This window comes from Paenibacillus sp. J5 (genome assembly GCF_054955055.1).
This window is the reverse complement of the sequence record NZ_JBUEDD010000013.1, coordinates 75,552-93,708: the sequence shown is the minus strand read 5'-3', so window position 1 is coordinate 93,708 and position 18,157 is coordinate 75,552. Positions and strand designations below refer to the sequence as shown.

General features: G+C 55.5%; 21 protein-coding genes. 15 read left to right on the top strand and 6 right to left on the bottom strand.

What is annotated here, in order from left to right; all coding sequences use genetic code 11:
• Positions 1 to 8 precede the first annotated feature (8 nt).
• The 5 genes from glgB (at position 9) to ACY1JZ_RS21910 (ending at position 7,849) form a co-directional block, all read left to right on the top strand.
• A complete protein-coding gene (gene glgB, locus ACY1JZ_RS21930) occupies positions 9 to 1,916 on the top strand; it encodes a 1,4-alpha-glucan branching protein GlgB (protein WP_462630925.1) in 1,908 nt (635 codons plus the stop codon).
• Between the two features lie 22 nt (positions 1,917 to 1,938).
• The gene (locus ACY1JZ_RS21925; RefSeq protein WP_462630924.1) at positions 1,939 to 3,099 is read left to right on the top strand and encodes a glucose-1-phosphate adenylyltransferase; all 1,161 of its coding nucleotides are present in this window, start codon (positions 1,939 to 1,941) and stop codon (positions 3,097 to 3,099) included.
• The gene (gene glgD / locus ACY1JZ_RS21920) at positions 3,100 to 4,215 is read left to right on the top strand and encodes a glucose-1-phosphate adenylyltransferase subunit GlgD (RefSeq protein WP_270170400.1); all 1,116 of its coding nucleotides are present in this window, start codon (positions 3,100 to 3,102) and stop codon (positions 4,213 to 4,215) included.
• A gap of 8 nt (positions 4,216 to 4,223) precedes the next feature.
• Positions 4,224 to 5,807: a glycogen synthase gene (locus ACY1JZ_RS21915; RefSeq protein WP_462630923.1), complete on the top strand. Its 1,584-nt coding sequence runs from the start codon at positions 4,224 to 4,226 to the stop codon at positions 5,805 to 5,807.
• An 80-nt stretch (positions 5,808 to 5,887) separates the two neighbouring features.
• The gene (locus ACY1JZ_RS21910; protein WP_462630922.1) at positions 5,888 to 7,849 is read left to right on the top strand and encodes a glycoside hydrolase family 15 protein; all 1,962 of its coding nucleotides are present in this window, start codon (positions 5,888 to 5,890) and stop codon (positions 7,847 to 7,849) included.
• Between the two features lie 161 nt (positions 7,850 to 8,010).
• Here ACY1JZ_RS21910 and ACY1JZ_RS21905 read toward each other — a convergent pair whose 3' ends face one another.
• The 6 genes from ACY1JZ_RS21905 to ACY1JZ_RS21880 form a co-directional block, all read right to left on the bottom strand.
• Positions 8,011 to 8,151 (bottom strand): hypothetical protein, encoded by a 141-nt coding sequence (locus ACY1JZ_RS21905; protein WP_270170404.1) that lies wholly within the window; start codon positions 8,149 to 8,151, stop codon positions 8,011 to 8,013.
• Between the two features lie 104 nt (positions 8,152 to 8,255).
• Positions 8,256 to 8,717, bottom strand: coding sequence for a spore germination protein GerPE (locus ACY1JZ_RS21900; RefSeq protein WP_462630921.1), 462 nt, complete (start codon positions 8,715 to 8,717; stop codon positions 8,256 to 8,258).
• Positions 8,718 to 8,725: 8 nt separating this feature from the next.
• On the bottom strand, positions 8,726 to 8,947 hold the full coding sequence (locus tag ACY1JZ_RS21895) for a spore germination protein GerPD (protein WP_462630920.1): 222 nt from the start codon (positions 8,945 to 8,947) through the stop codon (positions 8,726 to 8,728).
• Positions 8,931 to 9,884, bottom strand: a complete 954-nt coding sequence (gerPC, locus tag ACY1JZ_RS21890; protein ID WP_462630919.1) for a spore germination protein GerPC — start codon at positions 9,882 to 9,884, stop codon at positions 8,931 to 8,933. The genes ACY1JZ_RS21895 and gerPC overlap by 17 nt, the downstream gene beginning before the upstream one ends.
• 15 nt (positions 9,885 to 9,899) lie before the next feature.
• Positions 9,900 to 10,103, bottom strand: coding sequence for a spore germination protein GerPB (locus ACY1JZ_RS21885; protein ID WP_270170409.1), 204 nt, complete (start codon positions 10,101 to 10,103; stop codon positions 9,900 to 9,902).
• Entirely contained in the window at positions 10,100 to 10,423 is a 324-nt protein-coding gene (locus ACY1JZ_RS21880) for a spore germination protein (RefSeq protein ID WP_442954877.1), read from the bottom strand. Before ACY1JZ_RS21880 ends, ACY1JZ_RS21885 begins: the two co-directional genes overlap by 4 nt.
• A gap of 216 nt (positions 10,424 to 10,639) precedes the next feature.
• Between ACY1JZ_RS21880 and ACY1JZ_RS21875 the strand changes: the two genes are divergently transcribed.
• The 10 genes from ACY1JZ_RS21875 to ACY1JZ_RS21830 all read left to right on the top strand — a co-directional run bounded on the left by ACY1JZ_RS21875 (position 10,640) and on the right by ACY1JZ_RS21830 (position 18,149).
• Positions 10,640 to 11,095: an Hsp20/alpha crystallin family protein gene (locus ACY1JZ_RS21875; RefSeq protein WP_462630918.1), complete on the top strand. Its 456-nt coding sequence runs from the start codon at positions 10,640 to 10,642 to the stop codon at positions 11,093 to 11,095.
• A gap of 135 nt (positions 11,096 to 11,230) precedes the next feature.
• Positions 11,231 to 11,431, top strand: a complete 201-nt coding sequence (locus tag ACY1JZ_RS21870) for a hypothetical protein (protein ID WP_462630917.1) — start codon at positions 11,231 to 11,233, stop codon at positions 11,429 to 11,431.
• Positions 11,432 to 11,602: 171 nt separating this feature from the next.
• Positions 11,603 to 11,821 (top strand): hypothetical protein, encoded by a 219-nt coding sequence (locus ACY1JZ_RS21865; protein ID WP_270170415.1) that lies wholly within the window; start codon positions 11,603 to 11,605, stop codon positions 11,819 to 11,821.
• A gap of 7 nt (positions 11,822 to 11,828) precedes the next feature.
• Entirely contained in the window at positions 11,829 to 12,062 is a 234-nt protein-coding gene (yidD, locus tag ACY1JZ_RS21860) for a membrane protein insertion efficiency factor YidD (protein WP_270170417.1), read from the top strand.
• Positions 12,063 to 12,132: 70 nt separating this feature from the next.
• The gene (locus ACY1JZ_RS21855; protein WP_462630916.1) at positions 12,133 to 12,426 is read left to right on the top strand and encodes a hypothetical protein; all 294 of its coding nucleotides are present in this window, start codon (positions 12,133 to 12,135) and stop codon (positions 12,424 to 12,426) included.
• A gap of 23 nt (positions 12,427 to 12,449) precedes the next feature.
• A complete protein-coding gene (gene metG, locus ACY1JZ_RS21850) occupies positions 12,450 to 14,447 on the top strand; it encodes a methionine--tRNA ligase (RefSeq protein ID WP_462630915.1) in 1,998 nt (665 codons plus the stop codon).
• Positions 14,448 to 14,658: 211 nt separating this feature from the next.
• Positions 14,659 to 15,705, top strand: coding sequence for a metal ABC transporter solute-binding protein, Zn/Mn family (locus tag ACY1JZ_RS21845; protein ID WP_462630914.1), 1,047 nt, complete (start codon positions 14,659 to 14,661; stop codon positions 15,703 to 15,705).
• 9 nt (positions 15,706 to 15,714) lie between these two features.
• Positions 15,715 to 16,497, top strand: a complete 783-nt coding sequence (locus tag ACY1JZ_RS21840; protein ID WP_462631007.1) for a metal ABC transporter ATP-binding protein — start codon at positions 15,715 to 15,717, stop codon at positions 16,495 to 16,497.
• A gap of 121 nt (positions 16,498 to 16,618) precedes the next feature.
• Positions 16,619 to 17,422: a metal ABC transporter permease gene (locus tag ACY1JZ_RS21835; protein ID WP_270170423.1), complete on the top strand. Its 804-nt coding sequence runs from the start codon at positions 16,619 to 16,621 to the stop codon at positions 17,420 to 17,422.
• A gap of 19 nt (positions 17,423 to 17,441) precedes the next feature.
• Positions 17,442 to 18,149, top strand: a complete 708-nt coding sequence (locus tag ACY1JZ_RS21830; protein ID WP_270170425.1) for a cytochrome c biogenesis CcdA family protein — start codon at positions 17,442 to 17,444, stop codon at positions 18,147 to 18,149.
• Positions 18,150 to 18,157 lie beyond the last annotated feature (8 nt).

Below are 18,157 nucleotides of genomic sequence, written 5' to 3'. Positions count from 1 at the left end.
CTGCACAGATGATAGACGCGCCGCAGGCAGGCTTGTCTATGGAAGATTTATATCTTTTTAATGAAGGAAGCTTATATCACAGCTATCGCACGCTGGGCGCGCATATCATGGAAGTAGGCGGAGTAAAGGGGGTGCGGTTTGCTGTCTGGGCGCCTAATGCCCGGTCTGTCTGCGTGGCCGGGAGCTTCAATCAATGGCGCGGCGAGGTCAGCCGCATGGAGCCGATTGGAACAACCGGTGTCTGGTGGGCCTTTATCAAGGGCGCTGGCGAGGGAAGCTTGTACAAGTATGAGATAGAGACGCATGAGGGGAACCGGCTGCTCAAGTCCGATCCGTTCGCCTTCCATGCGGAACGCAGGCCGGGTACGGCCTCTATTGTTATATCCTTGGCAGGCTATGAATGGAGAGACCATGAGTGGCTTGCCGGGCGGCCGCAGCAAGGGATATATAGCAAGCCGCTCCTTATCTATGAGGCTCATCTGGGCTCCTGGAAGATCAGAGGGGAGGAGGAGTTCTACACCTACGAGGAGCTGTCGGATGATCTGGTAACGTATGTGAAGCAGATGGGCTATACCCATATCGAGCTGATGCCGATTACGGAGCATCCGCTGGATGCTTCCTGGGGCTATCAGGTGACGGGGTACTTCGCGCCAACGAGCCGGTATGGCCATCCGATCGGGTTGATGCGATTTATCGACTGTTGCCACCAGCAGGGGATCGGTGTCCTTCTCGATTGGGTGCCTGGCCATTTTTGCAAGGATGATCATGGATTAAGAGAGTTCGACGGGACGCCGATCTATGAGGGGACGGATTGGAAGCGGGCGGAGAAGCCGCTGTGGGGGACGCTGGCTTTCGATTTCGGCCGGGCCGAGGTACAGAGCTTCCTGCTGTCGAGCGCCATGTATTGGATGGAGCTGTTTCATTTTGATGGACTGCGGGTCGATGCGGTGGCTAGTATGCTTGACTTGCACTTTGACAAGCCGCCTTCGATGTTCACGCTGAACAAGCAGGGTGGAAGAGATCATCTGGAGGCTATCGCTTTTTTGCAAAAGCTCAATGAGGTTGTCTTTCACTATTATCCGGACGCCCTGATGGTCGCAGAGGATTCCTCCTCCAGGCCAGGGGTGAGCGCTCCTACCTATACGGGCGGATTGGGCTTTAATTTCAAGTGGAATATGGGCTGGATGAACGATATGCTGCGCTATATGGCGCTTGCACCCGAGGATCGCTGTCATCATCACGAACTCATTACGTTTTCTCTGCTGTATGCGTATAATGAAAATTTCGTGCTGCCGCTCTCGCATGACGAGGTGGTGCACGGCAAAAGATCGCTGTTGAACAAAATGCCCGGCAGCTATGAGGATAAATTTGCCCAGTTGCGGCTGTTCTTCGGCTACTGGATGACCCATCCCGGCAAAAAGCTGCTGTTCATGGGCGGCGAATGGGGACAGTTTGATGAGTGGAAGGATCGGGAGCAGCTTGATTGGATGGTGCTCGATTACAAGCTGCATCGCAGCTTGCATGGCTACACCCAGTCGCTGAACCACTTCTACCGCTCTGAGCAGGCATTATGGGAGCTGGACTGCGACCCGTCGGGCTTTGAGTGGATCGATGTGCACAATGCGGGGCAGAGCGTGGTGGCTTATGTACGGCGTGCGCGCAATGCCCGGGAATACGTACTGGTGGTATGCAACTTCTCCGCCCGGATGATCGGGGAGTACCGGCTGGGTGTGCCGGAGGCAGCCAGCTACCGGATCGTGTTTCACAGTGATGAGAGTGGGTTGGATTCGGTGTATAACGGAGCTTGCTACACTGCTGTTAATACAGGCTGGCATGGCCGTGAATATAGCATTTCTCTGCAGCTTCCGCCGTTTTGTTTTGTTGTCTTAAAGCCGCAGGCACAATCGGAGGAATAACCTCAACTAAGGAGTGGTGTCAATGGTGCGTAAAGAAATGATGGCTATGCTGTTGGCTGGCGGCGAAGGAAAAAGGCTGGGTGTGTTGACCAAGGATTTGGCAAAGCCGGCGGTTCATTTTGGCGGAAAATATCGGATTATTGACTTTACCCTTAGCAATTGTGTTCATTCGGGAATCGATACGGTCGGTGTGCTGACTCAATACCAGCCGCTTGTGCTCAATCAGTATCTGGGCATCGGCAGTCCATGGGGACTGGATCGCCGGGATGGGGGCATGTCCGTGCTGCCGCCTTATGTGAAGTCGCGTGGAGGCTCATGGTACAAAGGAACCGCGAATGCAATTTATCAGAATATGGGCTTTATTGATCGTTATGATCCTGAATATGTGCTGGTGATCTCCGGCGACCATATCTATAAAATGGACTATGATCTGATGCTGCAGCATCACAAGCGCCAGGGGGCGGATGTGACCATCGCGGTGTTCGAGGTGCCGTGGAAGGAAGCGAGCCGCTTCGGTATTATGAGCGTCGATGATGAGGATCGAGTGGTCGAGTTTCAGGAGAAGCCGAAGGTGCCGACGAGCAATCTGGCATCGATGGGCGTCTATATTTTCTCCTGGTCGGTGCTGCAGCAATATCTGATACGGGATGAGGCGAACAAGTCGTCCAGCAATGATTTTGGCAAGGACATTATTCCGTCCATGCTGGCAGATGGGGTCAAGCTGAGCGCTTATGCCTTCAGCGGCTACTGGAAGGATGTCGGCACGATCGAAAGCCTGTGGGAGGCCAATATGGACTTGCTGGAGGAGCACCCGCAGCTCGATCTGTATGAACGAGACTGGCGGATTTTCTCTGTCAACCCGAATCGCCCCGCCCATTACATCTCGGATCAGGCAGAGGTTGCGGCCTCGCTCGTCTCCGAGGGCTGCTTCCTTGAGGGGGTTGTGAATCGCTCGGTGCTGTTCTACGGGGTTGAGGCGGCCCAAGGCTCTGTCATCAGTGAGTCCGTGGTGATGCCGGGAGCGAAGATCGGCAAGGGCGCCCGGCTGTTCCGTGCGATCATCGGAGAGGGGGCGGTCATCGGCGATCATGTGACGATCGGCTCCCCGGATAGTAAGGAAATTACGGTTGTTGCCAGCGACGAATATGTGACGCCCAATCCGACCTTGATGGAGGTAGAGTAGATGAAGCATGATCAATTAATTGGCGTAATCAATCTGATCCATGAGCCGGATGAGCTGGAGGCGCTGACCGCTGGGCGCTGCCTGGCTACAGTACCGTTCGGCGCCCGCTATCGGCTGATTGATTTCACCCTCTCCAGCATGGTGAACTCCGGCATCTCCAAGGTCGCGGTATTCACGCATACGAAGTATCGCTCTCTCATGGATCATCTGGGGTCCGGGCGGCACTGGGATCTGCATCACCGGCAGAACGGGCTGTTCGTCCTGCCGCCGGTGGCCGACGATATGAGCGATCTGCGCAAGGGCGATCTGTACCAGTTTTTTCAACATCGCGATTACTTCCTCCGCTCGCAAGCAGAGTATGTAGTCGTTGCACGCAGCCATATGCTATGCAACATCGACTTCAAGGCTGTGCTTGCGGATCATATCGCCAGCGGGGCCGACATCACGGTCGTATGCAGCAAGGAGGGCGAGGGACAACTGGGCAAGGCACGCAAGGTGAAGCTGGATGAGAGCGGCCGGGTCGTCGCCATGCAGGATCATTACGGGCGGCTCAAGAGTGATCTGATCTCTATGGAGATGTACGTCATGAAGAAGGAGCTGCTGCTGGAGCTGGTGGAGACCTCCTTGGCGGAGGGGCAGGATCATCTCGTGCGACATGCGATCATGCTGCAGCTCGATCGGCTCCATGTGCGGGGCTATGTGTATGAAGGCTATCTGGGCGTGATCAATACGGTCGCCAGCTACTATGCCAACAGCATGAACCTGCTGAACCCGTCGGTATGGCGGGAGCTGTTCTTCACGCCGGGACCGATCTATACGAAGGTCAAGGATGAGCCTCCTGCCGCTTACATGGAGGGGGCGAAGACGGTCAACTCCCTCATTGCCAATGGCTGTGTCATTGAGGGGACGGTCATTAACAGCATCCTGTTCCGGGGCGTGCACGTCAACAAGGGTGCTGTTATTCGGAACAGCATCATTATGCAGAATGGCGAGATCGGCATCGGCAGCTCTGTCGATCATGTCATACTGGATAAGGAAGTTCATATCGAGGCCGGGCGCGACATTCGCGGCGTTCATGACTCGCCGTTCATCGCCATCAAGCGCAAGGTCATCTGAGCGCAGGCATGAAGCTATTGTTCGCAGCCTCGGAGGCTGCCCCGCTCTGTTCCTCTGGCGGGCTGGGGGAGGTGCTCGGCTCCTTGCCTCCAGCGCTTGCGAAGCTCGCTGCAGGCGAGTCGTGTACGTCTGTGGGGGTCGCGGAGCGAAACGAAGGAACGATCTCGCTGGATAGAGAGGTGCTGACCGCTGCCAGGGTGGATGCCGGAGCGGCTCGCTGTGACGGAACGGAATCCGTCGCAAATGTCGATGTCCGGGTCATCCTGCCAGCTCATGCTGTCATTCCGCATGAGCTGCGCACGCCGCTTCGGACGCTGGCGCATGGCGAACTGGAGATGGCAGGCGAGTGTCAGCCGTGGCGTCTGCTGGAGGGCGAGCTTGCAGGTCTGCGCTGTTACCTGCTCGATAACGCCCATTACTTCGGAAGCGGCGAGCTGTATGGGTACGGGGATGGCGTGGAACGGTACGTGTTCTTCTGCCGGGCGGTCGTTGCTGCGCTGTTGCAGTTGGATTATGCCCCGGATATTGTCCATGTGCATGACTGGCAGACAGCGCTGCTGCCGCTGCTGCTGCGTCATGCCGGTCATCCCGCCCGCACGGTGCTGACGATTCATAATATGCGTTACCAGGGCAGGCTGAAGCAGGAGGAGCTGCTGCAATGGTTGAACAGGAGCGAGGCGGCTGCGGTTGCGGGGCTGCTGACCCGTCGTGGCGCCAGTGCTGGACTAAGCTGTCTGGAGCTTGGCCTGCGCTGCGCCGACAAGGTGACAACGGTCAGTCCGACCTATGCGCAGGCTTTGTCCGAGGAGCCTGAAGGAGCGGGGCTGTCTTCTGTGGTGAGGGAGCTGCCTGATGGTGTGGCCGGCATCTGCAATGGCATCGATACGTCGGCTTATGACCCGCTTCATGATCCGGTGCTGGCTCAGCCGTATTCGTATGCGCAAGGTGCCACGGGTGGCATAGGCAAGGCCAAGTGCAAGCTGGCGCTGCAGAGCAGGCTGGGGCTGTCCTGTGAAGCAGAGCGACCGTTGCTGGCCATCGTCTCGCGGCTTGCCGGGCAGAAGGGGCTTGATCTGGTGCTGGCTGTGCTCGATCGGCTGGTTCAGCGCGGCTGTCAACTGGTCGTCATCGGGGAGGGGGAGCCTGTCTATGAGCAACTGCTGCTGCAGGCGGCAGAGCGCTACCGGCATGCGGTGGCTGTACATATTCCGTTTGATCGACAGTTGGCCAGGCAAGTCTATGCTGGCGCGGATGGTTTACTTATGCCTTCGCAATATGAGCCATGCGGGATCAGCCAACTGATTGGGCTGCGCTATGCCGCCGTGCCGATCGTTCATCTGACCGGAGGGCTGAGGGATACGATCACGCCCTATGACCGCCAGACGGGCAGGGGCAACGGCTTTGGCTTCGATACCTGGCATCCGGCTGCGTTGCTTGCTGCGGTGGATGAGGCGCTCGCTGTCTATGGCGAGCCGCAGCTATGGCAGACGCTGCTGACGGAGACGGCCGCACAGGACTGGAGCTGGCAGCAGCCGGCACAGCAATATATGGCGCTATATAGTGAGCTGATGCCATCGATTAAAAGATCATAGATAGAATAGAGATAGTGGCGATAGGATACCTGCTCGGATCGCATGTGTCCGATGCCTGGATTAAGAAGGGAGAGGGAGTAATGGCCCGTCATCTTGCTGTCGGCAATGGGAAGCTGCTCGTCAATCTGGATAATCACAGTTATATTAGAGATATTTATTTTCCTTATGTTGGACAATTAAACCATGTTGGAGGCCAGCGCTGTCGATTCGGAGTGTGGGTGGACGGGAGCTTCTCCTGGCTGGATGACCCGGAATGGACGTTTACGCTTGGATATATCGAGGATTCACTCGTGACGAATGTATCGGCATATAACAGCAAGCTGGAGATCGAGCTGCAGATTAATGAGGGCATCCATCAGCGTGAATGTGTGTTCATCAAGCGCGTGGTCGTCCGCAACAAGGCTCAGCATGAACGCGAGATTCGGCTGTTCTTCCATCAGGATCTGATGATTGACGGAACCGAGGTCGGAGATACGGCGGCCTACTACCCGGAGAATCATACGTTATTCCACTACAAACGCTCCTCCTATTTCATGTTCAATGGATTCTCCGAGGAGGGCGGCATCTACCAATATTCCGCCGGGATCAAGCGTTTCGGCTTTGCCGAGGGGACGTGGAAGGACGCAGAGGACGGCGTGCTGATGTGCAATGCGATCGCTCAAGGCTCCGTAGACAGTGTGTTCAGCCTGCGGGCGCGCGCAGCGGGCGGGCGGGAGCAGAGCTTCTACTATTGGATGTCCATCGGGAAAAATCTGGAGGAGGTCAAGTCGCTCAACCAGTACGTGCAGGAGAGCCACCCGGAGAAGCTGCTCAGCCGCATCGTTATTTATTGGAATCACTGGCTGCGCAGGGCGGGCTCTGACTTTGGCGATCTGCCTGCTGATGTCGTGCGCGCCTACAAGCAAAGCCTGCTGCTGGTACGGACGCAGATTGACGAGCGTGGCGCAATACTCGCTGCGAATGACACCGATATACTGCAATACAATCGCGACCATTACAGCTATATGTGGCCGCGGGACGGTGCGCTGATCGCAGATGCGATGTCGATGGCTGGCTATCAGAGTGTGATCGCTCCGTTCTTTCACTTCTGCGCCGATGCCCTGTCCCCTGAGGGCTATCTCTATCACAAATACAACCCGGACGGAACCGTCGGCTCTAGCTGGCATCCATATATCGTACAGGGCAGCGAGCGCATTCCGCTGCAGGAGGATGAGACGGCGCTGGTGCTCTATGCTCTATGGCAAGATTATAACCGTCATCAGGTCATTGAGCTGCCGCAAGCGCTGCACAGCAATCTGATTCGCAAGGCTGCCAATTTCCTGAGCGAATATATTGAGCCGGAGCTGGGTCTGCCCAAGCCGAGCTATGATCTGTGGGAGGAGCGGTACGGCATATGGACGTATACCGTCGCTTCTGTCTACGGCGGCCTGATGGCTGCGGCCTTCTTCACGGAGCTGTTCGGGGACTATGAGCGCAGCGATCTGTACCGCGAGACGGCAGAGAAGATCAAGGAAGCGATGCTGGAGCATCTGTGGGATGAGCCATCCGGGCGATTCGCTCGCGGGCTAATCTGCAAGGATGGCGAATGGGTCAAGGATATGACGCTGGAGAGCAGCCTGTTCGGCATCTGGGAGTTCGGTGTTCTCCCCGTTGAGGACAGCCGGGTGCGTCAGACGGTTGAGGCGATTCGCCAGGGGCTGGCGGTCAAGACAGAGGTTGGCGGCATTGCCCGATATACGAATGACTATTACTTCCAGCAATCCGGTGAGATCGACAAGGTGCCGGGAAATCCATGGATTATCTGTACGCTGTGGGTAGCCTGGTTCGATATTGATTCAGCACAGTCGCTGGAGGAGCTGCAAGGGGCTAAGGAGACATTGCAGTGGGTGCTGCGGCATGCGCTGTCCAGCGGGGTATTGCCAGAGCAACTGCATCCGCATGATGGCTCGCCGCTATCTGTTGCCCCGCTGACGTGGTCGCACGCTACTTATGTGCAGTGTGTGTGCAAATATATTCGCAAATATAAGCAGCTCGTTCCTTGAAGCCTGTCGCGTGAGCGAAAGCTATAGGGGGGCGCGCAATGGAGAAAGGGACGTCCGGGCAGCCTTAGAGGCAGCCGGATGTCCCTTTCTCATGCTTCGTATTGCCGCTGATGCGGCTGGCGGCTGTGCTACAGGGCACAGCGCGCCTGTTCGCGCGGGTCTTACCAGATGCCGCAGCCTCTGAGGATGATGACCAGCAAGATGTAGAGTACCAGAATAGCGCCAGTGCTGGTCCACACGCCGCCTACTCCGCCTACAGGACCGCAACCTACGCCGCCAACACCGCCAACATTATATCCCATTTGTAAAAACCTCCTGAACGTTGATTGTGATGAATGCTATCACACAGCTAATATATGTAGGTCAGCACAAAATGTTATGGACAGTTGTACCGTAAGGGAAAAAGTCATACTCGCGGATAGATGATCGCGCCGGGAACGGTAGGACGCAATGGGGAGAATGGGTGCGCGATGGCGAATTGACGAATGTGCTTAATCCGCGCTTCAGCCTGAACGCTGCAATTGCTGCCGATCTGAAGCAGGGAGGAGGCGCCAACACCGAGTGTGGAGATGGTACCGACCCGAATGCAGGGCTGATGATGAATCCTCTCCACCCATATCGGCTCACTGTCCTCTTGCGGTTCGCGAAAAAAAGGATAGTCGCATACATCAGGCAGCGACCGTGAAAACAACGGATAGGATTCAAAGAAGAGGCTGCCCTCCTGGGCATGATCGGTCTCGCGCTGGACAGCCAGCGCTCGCAGTGTCGGCGTGTAGCGGGAATGGTCGCCGATCTGGACAAAGCCCGATAGCGATACGTTCGTAATCTGGAGGGCGGACACCTCCGAGGCTCTGACAGGGTTACGCATATGCGGTCTCAGCTCTCCCCGCTCCCTTCTTCGCCTTCGGCATTGTCAGCTCCCTCCGGGCTACCCATCGGAACCAGCGGCCCGACAATGACGGATTCCGGCGGTGTATCGAACATCGAGTACAGCGTGATGCACTCCGCATCTCCGATCTGCAGCATGGACGAGCTGGACACCCCGATCAGGCTGATGCTGCCTACGGATAAGTGATGGTTCTCAATATGAATCTTCATGCGGCTCCTCCTCTGATGACGCTGCCTTGCCAAATGGTGTTACTCCCGAATGCTGCAGGCTGACCGGCTCCTCATCCGCCTCTGCGGACGGACTGGCCGGAGCAGAGGCGGGCGAAGCGGGCAGTTGAGGCAGTCGTCCGATATAGTTGGTGATGGCCATCTCCAGGTCGCGGATCGTCATCTGCGCCACCTGATCTGCCTGCTCGTCGATGGTGGTCGCGCCTCCTTCCTGCGAGGCCTTGGAAACTGTGGTCGTATAATACTGGATGCGCGGGGATAACTGTCTGCGCATATCCTCGATAATCAGGCTCTGATGATACGGGTCCAGGATGATGCCGCGCTCGGCAGCGGCATGGCTCACAATCCCTGGGCCGGATACATTCAGATATTGGTTCACTCTGCGGTAAGCCTCGTTATAGAGTGGCGATGGGGCAATGGCATCAGCCGGAGACGGTGAGGAGGGGGACGAGGCTGCATCTGCCGCCTCCCCAACAGACGCCGTATCGTCTGCTGCCGCTTCGGCGGGGGCGCCGGGAACCTGTAGCTGTTCAATACTGCTCTGCAGGTCGCTCTCTCCGGGCATCGCCATCCCGATGTGCAGCGTCCCGTCCAGGCGCTGCACCTTCAACTGGTCAAAATGGTATTCCAAACGTTCGATCGTATACGTGGGCTTGTCGGCCGCTTGCTTGACTTGACCAAGCAATTCGGCAACGAGCTGCTGCTGTCGCTCTGCTTGCTGCTCCAGGCGCTCGATCTGTAGCCGTTGCTGAGCCTCCTGCTGCAGCAAGCGCTCCATCTGCTGCTGTTGTGCGGCGGCATGCTGCTGAAGGCGTTCGAGCTGCTGTTGCTGAAGCTTCACCTGGTGCTCGAGCTGCTGAGCCCAGTTGTACCATGGGTGGGGGGCGGGCACAAAGCCGGGTTGACGGGGCTGAGTCATCCAATTCCCTCCTAGTCAGGTTGGATTGGGCAGCGGGACAAACGGGAGGGGAGATTCCCCTCCCAAAGCCGGAGCGGGCTCAGTGAAGCCTCCCGTGTTATACAACTGCGCCAAGGCTCGAATCGAGCCGGAGCTGCCTACCTGCAGCACCGAGGAGTTCGACACATTGTCTACTCTCATCGAACCAATCGTAATATGCTGGTAGACCGTCCAGGTCATATTGTATTCACTCCAGTCGCCAGCTCATTATTTGTCGAGTCCTGAACATCTGGATCAATCGTATTGGTCGAGCTGACGGCGTTGTTGGCATTAGCCAGGCTGCCTGTCAGGAAGGAGCCTGAACCGGCATAGGTTTTGGAGACGCTGGAGGGGGACAACTGAACGGCGTCGCCGAATTGAACCACCCCGCCAGAGCCTATACTGACGACATTCACGAAGCCGACGATGGCAGGCATATAGAAACCTCTCCTTTGGCTGCGGCAGATGGGCTGCGGCATCCGGGCGATTGCCGCGTGGTCGGCTGCCAGATAGACGCTCACATGTAATCCGCCGCGCTTCTCTTGTTAAAGCTGTGCTATACATTGTATGCGGCATTCGCCCAGATGTTCCTGATGCGTGTCTGTACGACAGCGCGCGTTGCGCATCTCTTGCGCCGGGGCTTGCTGTCTTCTGTCCGCTACGGGTGTTCAGTAGCGGCGCAGCCTTCAACAGCATACGATAGCTACAGGATCAGTGGTTGACGGGAGGGAGCATCTATGGCAGAGCCGCCGAAGCAGGAGGGGCTGGATTTGGACTGGAGCGGACTTGCGCAGTGGATGGAGCAGTCCGGGATGCCCAAGGCGATGGAATTAATGAAGCAGCCGAAAATGATTGAAGGCTACGTCAAGGATATGATCAGCAACGCGGTGCCTGCGGCAGGCGCATGGCCGATTATGAACAAGCAGCCGCGCTATAAATGCTTTGATACGCATCATTTTGTCTTCGTCAAGTTCAAGCTGGGCTCCAGCACGAAGCCGGAGGAGCTGCGGCTGTTCGTTCGTCCGGATCGAATCAAGCTAAGATTACCGGGAGGCAAGCATGAGGAGGTCTCCTTGCCCTGCATCGTGCTGCCGGATAGCTGCCGCGCCTTATGCAAGGAAGGCATTCTGCAAGTGAAGCTACGCAAGCGCCCCCTTACCACAGAGTATAAGGAAGCGCCCATCCGATGGTAGATGTACCGTGGTGGATGCCGCCCGCAGTCATCACATGCCATGGTATGCGCACCATTTTTGTCTGGCAGGACTGGCAACGGAGCCGAATATCCCTTATAATCGGTATAGAAACCTTGGACTAAGGGAGTGTAGCTTGTGTCATTAGTGAACATTAGCGAGGTCACACCCGCCTTTTTCATTACAGCGGTTGTGTTCATTTTGCTATTTTTCGGTCTGCTCAGCTTTGGGATATTGAGAATGTTCCAATTGCGCTACAAGGACGGCTGGTTTTCCTTTTTGGGCGCGATCGTGAGCGGCGTCGTGTTCGGCTTCGTGCTGAATACCTGGTTTGTGTAGACAAGCTGTCGGCTTACCCTGGCGTGCTCAGTGAAGCAGGCTCATCAGACGGCGCATGGCTTGGAAGCGGCGCCGTCTTCTGCTATAGAGCCGGCGGCTGCCAGATGAACGAGGCGATCTGCGGTGAAGCCTGGTGCGAGTAACAGTAAGGCTCTGGAAAGGATCATTACGATGCAATTGGTATGGTTTGTTATCAATATATTTTTCGTTGCTTCGGCGATTGTGATGCTGTTTGCTCATCGCGGACTGACGGAGGCACAGCGTCAAGGGGCGCCTGCTGCACGGCTGATCAGGCTCAGACGGCTGAGGACGACGCTGCAGATTTTGACCGCGCTGCTGTTTGTAGCGATGGCGACAAGCTTTCTTATTAATATGAAGTTGAACGGGTGAGTCCGCGATGCGCAAGACGCTGCAGCTTCCAATTCATATGTATCGCAAGTTTATTTCGCCGCTCAAGCCTCCTACGTGTCGTTTCTATCCCAGTTGCTCGGCTTATGCACTGGAGGCGCTGGAGAAGCATGGCGCGGTGAGGGGGACATGGCTCGCTGTGCGCCGAATCAGCAAGTGTCATCCCTTTCATCCTGGAGGGCTTGATCCGGTTCCAGAGCCTTCATCTGGCAGCCAGACTTGACTTTGGATGGGGATTTCCGGTATATTGTGTTCAAACAAGGTTAATTCATACTATGGAATCCTGTGAACGGATGAGTACAGAACAGGACGCATCACAGAGAGCCGGGGGAGCTGGGAGCCGGCATGCGGAGGTTGTGGAAGATGGTCCGGGAGGAGTTGCGTTCGAGCTGCTGCAAGTGGGTGGCAAGGGCGCGACGCGATCGCTGGCGATAATGGCGAAGCCGCACTGCAGCGGCAGCAAGAGCCGGTCTGGTGTGTATAACGCTGGGCTGGAATTTGGGTGGTACCGCGGAAGATCAAGCTTTCGTCCCAATCGGGATGAGGGCTTTTTTTATGCGTTGTATGCTTTATATGGTTTCGTATGATTAACCACTTGGAGGGATGAGCTGTGCCGAATCAAGAGAAGACCTTTTACCTGACAACCCCGATCTATTATCCCAGCGATAAGCTGCATATCGGTCATGCGTATACGACGGTTGCAGGCGATGCGATGGCACGCTACAAGCGTCTGCGCGGCTATAAGGTATGGTTCCTGACGGGAACCGACGAGCATGGACAGAAGATCGAGCGCAAGGCACAGGAGAATGGGGAGACACCGCAGCAGTTCGTGGATCGAATTGTTAGCGGCATCCAGGAGCTGTGGAAGAAGCTGGACGTCTCCAATGACGATTTCATTCGCACTACGCAGGAGCGCCATAAGCAGGGCGTGGAGCGTATCTTCAAGCAGCTTCTGGAGCAGGGCGACATCTATAAGGGAGAGTATGAGGGCTGGTATTGTACGCCGTGCGAATCGTTCTTCCTGGAGCGTCAGTTGAATCAAGGCAATTGCCCTGACTGCGGCCGTCCGGTAGAGCTGGTTAAGGAAGAGAGCTATTTCTTCCGCATGAGCAAATATGCTGACCGCCTGCTGGCGCATTATGAGGCGAACCCGGATTTCATCCAGCCAGAGTCGCGCAAGAATGAGATGATCAACAATTTCATCAAGCCGGGGCTGGAGGATCTGGCCGTATCGCGCACAACCTTCGACTGGGGCATCAAGGTGCCGGGCGATCCGAAGCATGTCATCTACGTATGGATCGACGCACTGTCCAATTATATGACGGCGCTCGGCTACGGCTCTGACGATGAGCAGGCGTATCGTGACTTCTGGCCGGCGGATGTTCATCTGGTGGGCAAGGAGATCGTTCGCTTTCATACGATCTATTGGCCGATTATGCTGATGGCGCTGGATTTGCCGCTGCCGAAGAAAGTATTCGCCCATGGCTGGCTGCTGATGAAGGACGGTAAAATGTCCAAATCCAAAGGGAATGTTGTGGACCCGGTATTGCTGATTGACCGCTACGGCCTGGATGCGTTGCGTTATTATTTGCTGCGTGAGGTTCCGTTTGGCGCGGATGGCACATTTACACCGGAAAACTTCGTGGAGCGGATTAATTTTGATCTGGCGAATGATTTGGGCAATCTGCTGAACCGCACGATAGCTATGATTGACAAATATTTTGATGGTGTGCTGCCGGCCTACACAGCAGAGGCGACGCCATATGATGCGCCGTTGGAGCAGTTGGCAAGCGAGACGGTAGCAGCCGTAGAGCAGGCTATGGAACGGATGGAGTTTTCCGTGGCGCTTAGCTCAATCTGGCAGCTAGTCAGCCGTACCAACAAGTATATTGATGAGACCCAGCCATGGGTGCTCGCCAAGTCAGAGGAGCAGCGTCAGCAGCTCGGCTCGGTTATGTATCATCTGGCGGAATCGCTGCGGATCATCTCCATTATGCTGCAGCCGTTCCTTACACATGCGCCTCATGTAATCTGGAGTCAACTGGGTATTTCAGCCGGCAAGCTGACAGAGTGGGAGAGTATCAAGACATTCGGGCAACTTCCGGAGGGAACGAGGGTCAGCAAGGGCGACCCGCTCTTCCCGCGTCTGGAGGTTGCCGATGAGGTCTCCTTCATCGCTGCTTCGATGGCGGGCAGCACACCGCCCCCTGCTCAAGCAGAGGCTGCGGATACGGCAGTATCGCAGGCAGTGGGCGCCGAGGATGTAGAAGAGGTAGAGCGTCTACCGGAGATTGGCATTGATGAGTTTGCGAAGGTGGAGCTGCGTGTTGCCCAGGTGCTGGCGGCTGAGCCTGTGAAGAAGGCCGACAAGCTGTTGAAGCTGTCGCTTGATCTAGGCTTTGAGCAGCGCCAGGTTGTCTCGGGGATTGCGAAGCATTACAAGCCGGAGGAGCTGGTGGGCCGCAAGGTCATCTGTGTGACAAATCTGAAGCCAGTGAAGCTGCGCGGCGAGCTGTCTCAAGGGATGATTCTCGCCGCCTCGCATGGCGAGCAGTTGACACTGGCGACGGTGCCAGAGACGATGCCTAATGGCGCGATTGTGAAATAAGCTGTGGATATGAACGACGCAGTAAGGATCAATCTATCATAACCTGCATAGAGACGGCCTTTTTCCTTAACTCAGGAGGAAGGCCGTTTCTACGTTAATCAGCGCGAATCAGCATAGCATGTACAATCATATTTGACACCACAACTGCTTGCCTATATAATCATAACGTAATAGTTACGATTATGAGCGGACAGAATAGGAGTCGTATAACATGCATAATGAAACATCTTCTTCACGTAAGTATAAATGGCTCGGCAGCTTGCTGCTGACTGGAGCGTTGCTGGGGCTTGTGCTTGCAGGGTGCAGCAGCAAAGAGGAGAAGCCGGTTGAGGAGAACAAAGCAGCGAATGGGCGCATCAGTGTGGTTACCAGCTTTTATCCCATCTATTATCTAGCGTCGCAGATTGGCGGCGAGCAGGCCAATGTGATCAATCTCATTCCAGCCGGGGTGGAGCCGCATGACTGGACGCCCAAAAGCAAGGATCTGAGCGAAGCCGCCAAGGCGAATCTGTTCCTCTATAATGGAGCTGGACTTGAAGGCTGGGTGGATGATTTCCTGAAGGGACTTGGCAGTGACAAGTCCGTGCAAGCCTTCTCGGTCAGCGATGGCATCCCTTTCATTGAAGCGGATGGAAGCGAGCATGAGCATAGTCATGGACATAGTCACGAGGAGGAAGCAGACCATGGTCATGAGGGCGAAGCGGAGCATAGCCACGACGAAGAACACTCGGACCTGAATGTCGATCCGCATACATGGGTCAGCCCGAAATCTGCGCTGGCGATGGCCAGCAATATTAAGAACATGATGGTCAAGGTAGACGAGGGGCATGCTGCGGCGTATGAAGCGAATTATGAGCAGTTGAAGGCCAAGCTGGAGTCGCTCGACCAATCGTTCACCGAGCAGCTTGGCAAGCTGCCACGCAAGGATATTGTTGTTTCTCACCAGGCATTCGGCTATTTGGCACGTGATTACGGTCTGAACCAAGTTGCCATTATGGGCCTGTCTCCCGATGCGGAGCCAAGAGCCCAGGATTTGCTGGAGATCTCGAAGTTTGTGAAGGAACACGGCGTTCGCTATATTTTCTTCGAGGAGCTGGTATCGAGCGCTCTGGCGGAGACACTGGCACGCGAGGCGAAGGTGGAGACGCTGGTATTGAATCCGATAGAGGGCCTTACGCCAGACCAGGAGCAGGCGGGAGAAGATTTCATCTCGCTTATGGAAAGCAATCTGCAGCATCTCGTTCAAGCGCTGCAATAGAGAGGGGAGATAGCTGTGGACTGCCATCGTGATATTGTGACGATACGCGATCTTTCATTCGCATATGATCAGCAGCAGGTGATCAAGGATCTGAATTTCTCGATTAAGGAGCGAGACTTTGTTGGGCTGATTGGCTCGAATGGAGCGGGCAAGACGACGCTGCTGCGCATGATTGTCGGCTTGCTCAAGCCGGCTGAGGGCGAGGTTTCCTTGTTCGGCGAATCGGTATCCCGGTTTCGCCATTGGGAGCGGATCGGGTATGTGCCGCAAAAGAATGCCTTCAATCCGCTCTTTCCGGCTACCGTGCGCGAGGTCGTGCTGTCTGGCCTCTACTCCCGCAACAAGCTGTTCTCCCGAATTAGCAAGGAGGATATGCGCAAGGCTGAGGACGCGATGCATGCGATGAGCATCGAGGATCTTGCCCCCAAGCGCATCGGCCAACTGTCAGGCGGCCAGCAACAGCGCGTATTTTTGGCGAAGGCGCTCATCAACAATCCGGCGCTGCTGATCCTGGATGAGCCGACTGTGGGTATTGATATAGAGACGCAGCAGGGCTTCTTCCATATGATCAAGCACATGCATCAGCATCATAATATTACGTTCCTTATGGTGTCGCATGATATGGAGATGATTCGTTCTTACCTGGGCGAGGAGCCGAAGCAGACGAATGGAAAGCTTAAATTCTATATCAAGCATTCCCATGATCTGGAGAATTGCGTGGAGAGCGACCTGACTCATTCCTTGCGGGATTTGCGCCGCTCGATGGATCGGTTGTCTCCCGTTGTTGGTTAGAAAATAACGTTCATTCGTGGTCTTGTCTGACCTGCAAGGACATAATGTATACTATGGTGCGGAACAGAGTGCTGCCCCCTTAGCTTGGGGCAGCCGTGGACGCTTGAAGGAAGGGCTAACCTTGGAAATTATACAAACGGAATTTTTTCAGCGAGCCTTGATCGGAGGGTTGCTGATCGGAATTACGGCTCCTCTGATGGGGCTGTTTCTTGTGTTGCGGCGATTATCGATGATTGGGGATACGCTGGCGCATGTGTCCATTGCTGGCGTGGCGCTTGGGTTTCTGATCGGAATCTATCCGATCGGGGTCGGCTTGCTGTTTGCGCTGGGAGCTGCCTTTGCGATTGAGAAGCTGCGCAAAGCCTACAAGACGTATGCGGAATTATCCATTGCGATCATTATGTCGGGTGGAGTAGCGCTCGCCTCGTTGTTGTTCACGATGGGGCGCGGCTTCAACGTCAATGTGACCGGTTATTTGTTCGGCAGCATCTATACGCTTGGCAATGAAGATCTTGTGGTGATCGCAGTGGTGACGGTTGTGGTGCTGGCTGCTGTGGTGCTGCACTATAAGGAGCTGTTCCTGCTGACCTTTGATGAGGATGCGGCGGCGGTCAACGGTTTGCCAGTACGCTATTTTAATATTATGATAAGTATATTGACCGCCTTAGTCATTAGCGCTTCGATCAAGATCGTCGGTGCGCTGCTGATCTCTGCCCTGTTGACCATACCAGCGGCATGCAGTCTGATCATTGCGCGCAGCTTTAAACAGACGATCATCACAGTCGTTGCTGTCGCGGAGCTGGCCGTGATGTCCGGCCTGCTAATCGCCGGTGTATGGAATCTGGCACCTGGCGGCACCATCGTCATGCTGCTTATTTGCATGCTGATGATTTTGCTGCTGGTCAAACGCGGTTTCAAAATATGATGCGAAAGTAGGCTGCTCTATGGATGTTACGGTTTGGATGGCGTTTGCCGGAGGAGTCGCTTCATTTGTCTCGCCGTGCTGCCTGCCCTTATATCCTTCTTATCTGTCGTACATAACAGGCATTTCGGTGAAGGATATAAAGGCAGACCATCGGACCTCAGAGGTGCGAATCCGTACAATGGCTCACACCTTCTTTTTTATGCTCGGATTTTCATTCGTGTTCTTCTCGCTCGGCTACGGAACAAGTCTGTTTGCCGACTTCTTCAGCAATTATCAGGAATTGATCCGCCAGATTTCAGCGATTTTCATCGTGCTGCTCGGTCTCTTCCTGCTTGGCATCTTCCAACCGCAACTGCTGATGAAGGAGCGCAAGCTGGATTTGCGAATGAAGAAATCAGGCTATGTCGCTTCCTTTATATTCGGTATCGGCTTCTCTGCAGGCTGGTCGCCTTGCGTTGGCCCGATCCTGGCGGCGATATTGCTGCTCGGCACAACACAGCCTGGAGCATGGTTTCAGTTGACCGCTGCTTATTCGCTCGGCTTTGCAATTCCATTCTTCGTGCTCGCGTTCTTCATTGGCTCGACCCGCTGGATGCTGAAATACTCCAATGCCATCATGAAGGTCGGAGGTGCACTGATGATCGTCATGGGAATTCTGCTGTTCACGGATCAGATGACCAAAATTACGATCTGGCTCAATCAGTTCGCTCCGTCCAACCTGGGCTAGAGCCACGG

Bases quoted from the DNA above. Each gene is read 5' to 3' on its own strand.
- ACY1JZ_RS21900 (WP_462630921.1), bottom strand. From the start codon at position 8,717: ATGCGTAACCCTGTCAGAGCCTCGGAGGTGTCCGCCCTCCAGATTACG.
- ACY1JZ_RS21925 (WP_462630924.1), top strand. From the start codon at position 1,939: ATGGTGCGTAAAGAAATGATGGCTATGCTGTTGGCTGGCGGCGAAGGA.
- ACY1JZ_RS21855 (WP_462630916.1), top strand. From the start codon at position 12,133: ATGAGTACAGAACAGGACGCATCACAGAGAGCCGGGGGAGCTGGGAGC.
- ACY1JZ_RS21885 (WP_270170409.1), bottom strand. From the start codon at position 10,103: ATGACCTGGACGGTCTACCAGCATATTACGATTGGTTCGATGAGAGTA.
- glgD (WP_270170400.1), top strand. From the start codon at position 3,100: ATGAAGCATGATCAATTAATTGGCGTAATCAATCTGATCCATGAGCCG.
- ACY1JZ_RS21845 (WP_462630914.1), top strand. From the start codon at position 14,659: ATGCATAATGAAACATCTTCTTCACGTAAGTATAAATGGCTCGGCAGC.
- ACY1JZ_RS21910 (WP_462630922.1), top strand. From the start codon at position 5,888: ATGGCCCGTCATCTTGCTGTCGGCAATGGGAAGCTGCTCGTCAATCTG.
- gerPC (WP_462630919.1), bottom strand. From the start codon at position 9,884: ATGACTCAGCCCCGTCAACCCGGCTTTGTGCCCGCCCCCCACCCATGG.
- ACY1JZ_RS21875 (WP_462630918.1), top strand. From the start codon at position 10,640: ATGGCAGAGCCGCCGAAGCAGGAGGGGCTGGATTTGGACTGGAGCGGA.
- ACY1JZ_RS21830 (WP_270170425.1), top strand. From the start codon at position 17,442: ATGGATGTTACGGTTTGGATGGCGTTTGCCGGAGGAGTCGCTTCATTT.
- ACY1JZ_RS21895 (WP_462630920.1), bottom strand. From the start codon at position 8,947: ATGAAGATTCATATTGAGAACCATCACTTATCCGTAGGCAGCATCAGC.
- ACY1JZ_RS21915 (WP_462630923.1), top strand. From the start codon at position 4,224: ATGAAGCTATTGTTCGCAGCCTCGGAGGCTGCCCCGCTCTGTTCCTCT.
- ACY1JZ_RS21905 (WP_270170404.1), bottom strand. From the start codon at position 8,151: ATGGGATATAATGTTGGCGGTGTTGGCGGCGTAGGTTGCGGTCCTGTA.
- yidD (WP_270170417.1), top strand. From the start codon at position 11,829: ATGCGCAAGACGCTGCAGCTTCCAATTCATATGTATCGCAAGTTTATT.
- glgB (WP_462630925.1), top strand. From the start codon at position 9: ATGATAGACGCGCCGCAGGCAGGCTTGTCTATGGAAGATTTATATCTT.
- ACY1JZ_RS21865 (WP_270170415.1), top strand. From the start codon at position 11,603: ATGCAATTGGTATGGTTTGTTATCAATATATTTTTCGTTGCTTCGGCG.